At 41.3% G+C, this 5,037-nt stretch carries 6 protein-coding genes; 3 read left to right on the top strand and 3 right to left on the bottom strand.

What is annotated here, in order from left to right; all coding sequences use genetic code 11:
• Positions 1–520: 520 nt before the first annotated feature.
• Entirely contained in the window at positions 521–1,024 is a 504-nt protein-coding gene (locus tag ACKLNH_RS20420) for a DUF3653 domain-containing protein (protein WP_413114106.1), read from the bottom strand.
• A gap of 348 nt (positions 1,025–1,372) precedes the next feature.
• Between ACKLNH_RS20420 and ACKLNH_RS20415 the strand changes: the two genes are divergently transcribed.
• The 3 genes from ACKLNH_RS20415 (at position 1,373) to ACKLNH_RS20405 (ending at position 3,185) form a co-directional block, all read left to right on the top strand.
• The gene (locus ACKLNH_RS20415; protein ID WP_413114105.1) at positions 1,373–1,792 is read left to right on the top strand and encodes a DUF3653 domain-containing protein; all 420 of its coding nucleotides are present in this window, start codon (positions 1,373–1,375) and stop codon (positions 1,790–1,792) included.
• Between the two features lie 302 nt (positions 1,793–2,094).
• The gene (locus ACKLNH_RS20410; RefSeq protein ID WP_413114104.1) at positions 2,095–2,610 is read left to right on the top strand and encodes a hypothetical protein; all 516 of its coding nucleotides are present in this window, start codon (positions 2,095–2,097) and stop codon (positions 2,608–2,610) included.
• Positions 2,611–2,714: 104 nt separating this feature from the next.
• Positions 2,715–3,185 carry a hypothetical protein gene (locus ACKLNH_RS20405; RefSeq protein ID WP_413114103.1) on the top strand — a complete coding sequence of 157 codons (471 nt, stop codon included), beginning with the start codon at positions 2,715–2,717 and terminating at the stop codon, positions 3,183–3,185.
• A gap of 98 nt (positions 3,186–3,283) precedes the next feature.
• Here ACKLNH_RS20405 and ACKLNH_RS20400 read toward each other — a convergent pair whose 3' ends face one another.
• Both ACKLNH_RS20400 and ACKLNH_RS20395 read right to left on the bottom strand, forming a co-directional pair.
• On the bottom strand, positions 3,284–3,871 hold the full coding sequence (locus ACKLNH_RS20400; protein ID WP_413114102.1) for a cell envelope integrity TolA C-terminal domain-containing protein: 588 nt from the start codon (positions 3,869–3,871) through the stop codon (positions 3,284–3,286).
• Between the two features lie 112 nt (positions 3,872–3,983).
• Positions 3,984–5,037: zonular occludens toxin domain-containing protein (locus ACKLNH_RS20395; protein WP_413114101.1), on the bottom strand; the 1,054-nt coding region annotated here is incomplete at its 5' end.

The raw sequence follows: 5,037 nt of genomic DNA, 5'->3' as shown, positions 1-5,037 counted from the left end.
TGGAGCGATCCCCGCGTTCGTTGCCTTGGGTGTGGGTATTTGGGACACGCTGCGCAATGAGCGAAAGTAGGGGGCTTGGATGGAACAAGCCGCGACGACAAGTTTACTTGCACTAGGTTTTTCTGCCCCGGATGTGCTGCTTTTTTTAATGATATGCGGCAACACATGGGGGCTATACAAAACAGCCTTGTACTGCTTCAAAATAGATAAACAACTGACAACAAAGGATTGATTATGGCTAACAAACGCAAGCGCACCGCCAAAGGCGTAAACAGCAAAACCGGACGACTCAAAAAGGGCTATCGCTATGCCAAAGGTGGCCGTGTGGTTAAGTCGAAGACTAAACGATGACAGTGAAGAAATTCGCATGGCAAGTGGCTGTTGGGGTGACTGTCTTTGCGATCGTGTCACTTCTTAAACCAAAGCCGAAACAATAAGCACATTTAGTACATAGAGCAGACAAAGGGACGCTGTAACGTTTTCACTATTACAGCTTTCCTAAGTAACTTATCAATACAAGTTAACCGTTTGAGACACGTTTAGCAGCAGCGGTTTTTTCGGCTTCTGCTTTTTCTCGAACAGCACGTTTATGTTTGTTCTTTTGTTCTTTGGTGATCGTTAAACCCTTAGGTTGCTTCATGCGGCGACCGCCACGAAATGGGTATGGCGTTGATAGACCTTCACGCGGTGGAAGGTTCTCAGTCATGTAGTTGCGATAGTAAAGATAGAAGTCCATAGCAATACCAAAACTTTCTAGCTCACTTGGACGAAACACACGTCCCGTAGGAGTGATGAAGATGGCACGTTCTTCATTAACTTTAAAACCTTTCCAACGTGTATCGTCAGGCAAGTAACCACGCGACCGAATATAGAGCAGTTTTTCAGCCATCGGGTTAACAGGGATTTTTCCAGATAACCAACGCCGAACGGTAACGGGTCGGACGTGGAACCATTTTGCAGCTTGGTTAACATCATCAAACGTTTCCCAAAACAGTTTTACGAATGAGTAATGATAGAAAGCCATGTGACATACCTCTCATTTTGTTAAATAACACGATAAGAAATATCCGAGCAATAAGTACAAATCAATCGTAATAATCGAGTGTTGCGAAACGCCTCGATAGATCTACCATATTGAATAAAAAGAGTATTCTCAGCAATTAGAACGGAGCTAGGCTTTACGCCAGTCAGTTTGCAATCACAAGTCATTGATTTAAATGAGTCAATAACACACCTTATTCACAATTACTTGAAACCACATGCAGATGTTAAATTTACCTGCGCTAGTGCGCATTAGGGGGAGTTACGTTAAATAGAAATTTAAGATGGTATAATGAGAGGCCTATAAAATTCTTAGGAAAAGGAGCATCTTATGTTTTATAGGCAATATCATACAGATAATTTCATTTTTCGTCATTTTAAATGTGGTTTAAGCATAGAGAAGACATCTGAACTTTGTTTTAAAAGTGAGAGGACGATCACGGAATGGGATAAAGGTAAAACTATCCCGCCTGAGTGTAAACGACTCATGAGGCTCTACTCTAAGTTGGATTTGAAAGATGTTCATCCAGAATGGGAAGGATGGAAATTTCAAAACGGCCTATTAGTTTCTCCAAACGGCTACGAACTACGCGCTGCGCATGTTGAAACTGGTGCTGCGCTCATCGAACTAGGCGCCCCGTCTGATAAACCGCACATGAACCACATAATGAAAGTAGCAAGGTCTATTGCTAAAACGGACTATATGAAAAATTCGGTTCGCTACAGTGCGGAAAGAAAAAAGCGGGTCTAGTAGGGGGCGCATGCTGCGCACGGTTCATCACTTTACTTGGCGTTCTGGCCTGTGTCGGTGAGTTTAGACCTGGAGCAAACTGCAACATCAGCGAGTCACCTATTATCTCAGTGACTCGCTACGCTCGGGGCGATGCCCATGTAAGCTAGCCGCTTGTTCATCAATACGACGCATAACTTGTTACGTGATTAACAGTTTAAGCATAATATATTGATTTAGCGTAAAAACTACTGTGTAATCTGAAAGCGTGGTTAGGGTGCTATGCGGCATGTGGGAAGAGTTAACAGTACAAGGAGAGTTATATGTCACTTCAACGCATGTTGACAGACAATGCATTTATTGAGAATAAAAATGGCGAGCGTACTGGTCCATTTAAAACAAAATTTGGTCCAGCAAATCTTGTTATCTTTAATGATCAATTAGTTGTTACTGAGAACGATGTAATTATTCAGCCTTTACCCAATGGAACAGAAGAACGCTTTGCTATAACTGATGTTAAATTTAATTCAGGTATAGGAAGAAAACAGTCACATTTTTCAATTACTGTAGTCAAAGAGGCTAAACAAGAGAGAGAAAAAAAAGTGGCAAATAATACAACCTTTCATATTCAAAACTCTAATGTTCAAGTTGGTGACGGAAACATTCAAAACATAGTTAATGCTTTCGAACAGCTTACTCAAGAAATTGAATCTTCAAACTCTACGCCCGTAGAAAAAGAAGAGGCAAAAGGTTTACTAAAATCATTAATTTCTAACCCAACAGTTGCTTCCGTTTTAGGTGGTGCCGTATCGGGGCTAATTGGAGCAATGAAAACCTAATAATCTGATTAAAAAGACAAAAAAGTTGGCTTTGCTCGTTTATCGCTATTTTAGCCAACAGTTTTATTGTCGATTAGCTAGGTTAGGGATTCAGAGGTAATTACGTGATCGATTTAAATAATATTATTGCAGGTATCGTCGCAGGTTTGGTAACTGGCATTTTGATTTGGTTATTCCGTGTTGTTTGGTTAGCAATACTTAAGCCTCGAACAGAGGATCTTTTGTATAAAGGTGTGAGGATAGATGGTTTGTGGTTTTCGGAGTTAGTTGATACAAGTTCAGTTCACAAAGAAGAAATTTCAGTTGTACAGCGAGGTAATTGTATCTCTGGTACTATAAAAACGTTAGAAGGACAAGATAGAGGTTCGAGCTATAAATTTACTGGGAGCTTTAAAAATTTAATTTTGACTGGCACATATGAGTCTACATCTAAATATATGACAGATAGAGGTACTTTTACTTTAAAGCTATCTGACAATGGCGGCGAATTGAAAGGGATAACAACTTACGTAGGAGACACAAATGGTTCGCTTACCTCTACTGAGTATACATGGTCTTCACAAAAAAATTTCTAACAAACGCTTCAATCCGACCGCCAACGAACGTGTGGTATTTTTGCTTCGCAAAATCATATGTCGATGTTTCGTTCGGGTTTCACTATAGCAAAAGCCAATCACCCTTCCCACCTTATCTTTATCGGGTTCATTTGGTTCACTACCGCTTGATCATTAGAGATAATCCAAGGGGAATAGGTGTATAGCTTTTGCTTTATCGCGTCACATAGCTCAGTGTTGCCAATAAGACTTTTGAAGTCAGAAATAGCGCCGACAACGTTAATCCTAAAAGAAACGTAACACTTCATACCTTGGTATTGTTGGCTCTCAACTAATTCTGACTTGATCACCTTATGCAATAAAATAAGCCGATACTCTGCAACTTCTTTCGTTATCAAGGGTGTTGCTGTTGGTTGAAGTATCCTTCTCTTTACATTCTTACTGGTCGCTTGCCTTTCAGCTTTGTAATTCTCCATATAATCAGCATCAGGAACGGTTAGCTTGCGAGGCTCTGGCAGGTTCAACGGTTTTTGATAAATGGTTGGGGCTGCATCTTCTATCACTTCGATAACATTGATACCAAGTACATAGCTCAAAGAGGTTAGGGTAGATTTAACACGATACTTTACGACTTCAGGCTTATAGACGTAGAAGGCCGCAAATAACCCGAAAAGTACCAAAGCGTAAGGGCGCACCTGTGCCAACATTATCTATCCTCCAAATACGTTTATGCACAGGCTATCGAATGATGAATATTAAGATCAGCGCGAGTGTTAGCGGTTGCGTGACAGTTCAAATCAAACTGCAAACCCCAATCACTCAACTATCTATTTGTACGACGCTATCGAATAGATTGGATTTTTGCTCTTGATATTCAGGGCGCGTGTAAAACGGGTTACATGTCACCACCATATCAAAGCCATCAAACACTACACGAGCAAGACACTTATCAATGGGGACTACCTCAAGCCCTGCTAAATCGGGATAGAATATCTTGCCCGTCTCTGATTCGCTAAAGCTGTAATAATAGGTTTCTTCACCATCAAGGTAACGAATCACTGAGCCATCAATATAAACATCACTCATCATCTGTGCTAGATGGCCTTTGACCTCAGATTCAAAAGGGACGCTATCAGCGCGAGGTGCTTCAAGGCTATTAGTGGTTACGCTTTCAACTTGGGGAGGGGGTTCAGTGGGTTTTAACAGCGAATTATAAAGACGATAGCCAATAAAGCCCAAGAACAGCACTATCAACATGCCAATAATAAATATCTTGGGTATCTTGAATTTGTGGGTATGGATTTCAGCCGACCAGTACACCCCGTAGTAGTTCTTATTGCGCTTGATAAACGACTTTTGACACTGCTTTATGTCGTGGTAGTTATCAGGGTCGATGGCTTTGGAGGATTCAAACCGAGTAACACGTTCACCACCAAACGGATTATGGTAATGGACATGACGCCCAGTTAAGCGGCGAACGTTAACATCGATGAGTTTTGGATCTTGCGTAACAAGATGAACATCAAACCCTTTGTGACGATGGGTTTCAAACTCTGCAATATAATCAGGCTTTCCTGCACTGACAGGGCGAGGGGGGAAGAACTGCTGGCACTCATCTATCCATATGATTGAACGCTTAGGCAGTGAGAACCACTCTTTCGCATCAGCAAAATGAGTGAAGTGAAAATTGAAGTGCTTAACGTTCTCAAAGCAATAGGCCGCAGAGCCATGCGAATTTTCCAAGAACTCGGTTAATGCGGTTAACTGGGTTTTACTAAAGCAGCGATAAACCCAATAGAGCCATGTTTCAAAGTGATCATGTTTTTCATACAGGGGAACAAGCCAAGGCGCATCCTTTTCAGTAATGAAGCAG

The organism is Thaumasiovibrio clandestinus (assembly GCF_047250365.1).
Classification (GTDB): Bacteria; Pseudomonadota; Gammaproteobacteria; order Enterobacterales; family Vibrionaceae; genus Thaumasiovibrio.
This window is presented reverse-complemented; position numbering and strand designations above follow the sequence as displayed.

Coding starts and splice junctions, on each gene's coding strand:
- ACKLNH_RS20410 (WP_413114104.1), top strand. CDS start 2,095: ATGTCACTTCAACGCATGTTGACAGACAATGCATTTATTGAGAATAAA.
- ACKLNH_RS20420 (WP_413114106.1), bottom strand. CDS start 1,024: ATGGCTTTCTATCATTACTCATTCGTAAAACTGTTTTGGGAAACGTTT.
- ACKLNH_RS20400 (WP_413114102.1), bottom strand. CDS start 3,871: ATGTTGGCACAGGTGCGCCCTTACGCTTTGGTACTTTTCGGGTTATTT.
- ACKLNH_RS20415 (WP_413114105.1), top strand. CDS start 1,373: ATGTTTTATAGGCAATATCATACAGATAATTTCATTTTTCGTCATTTT.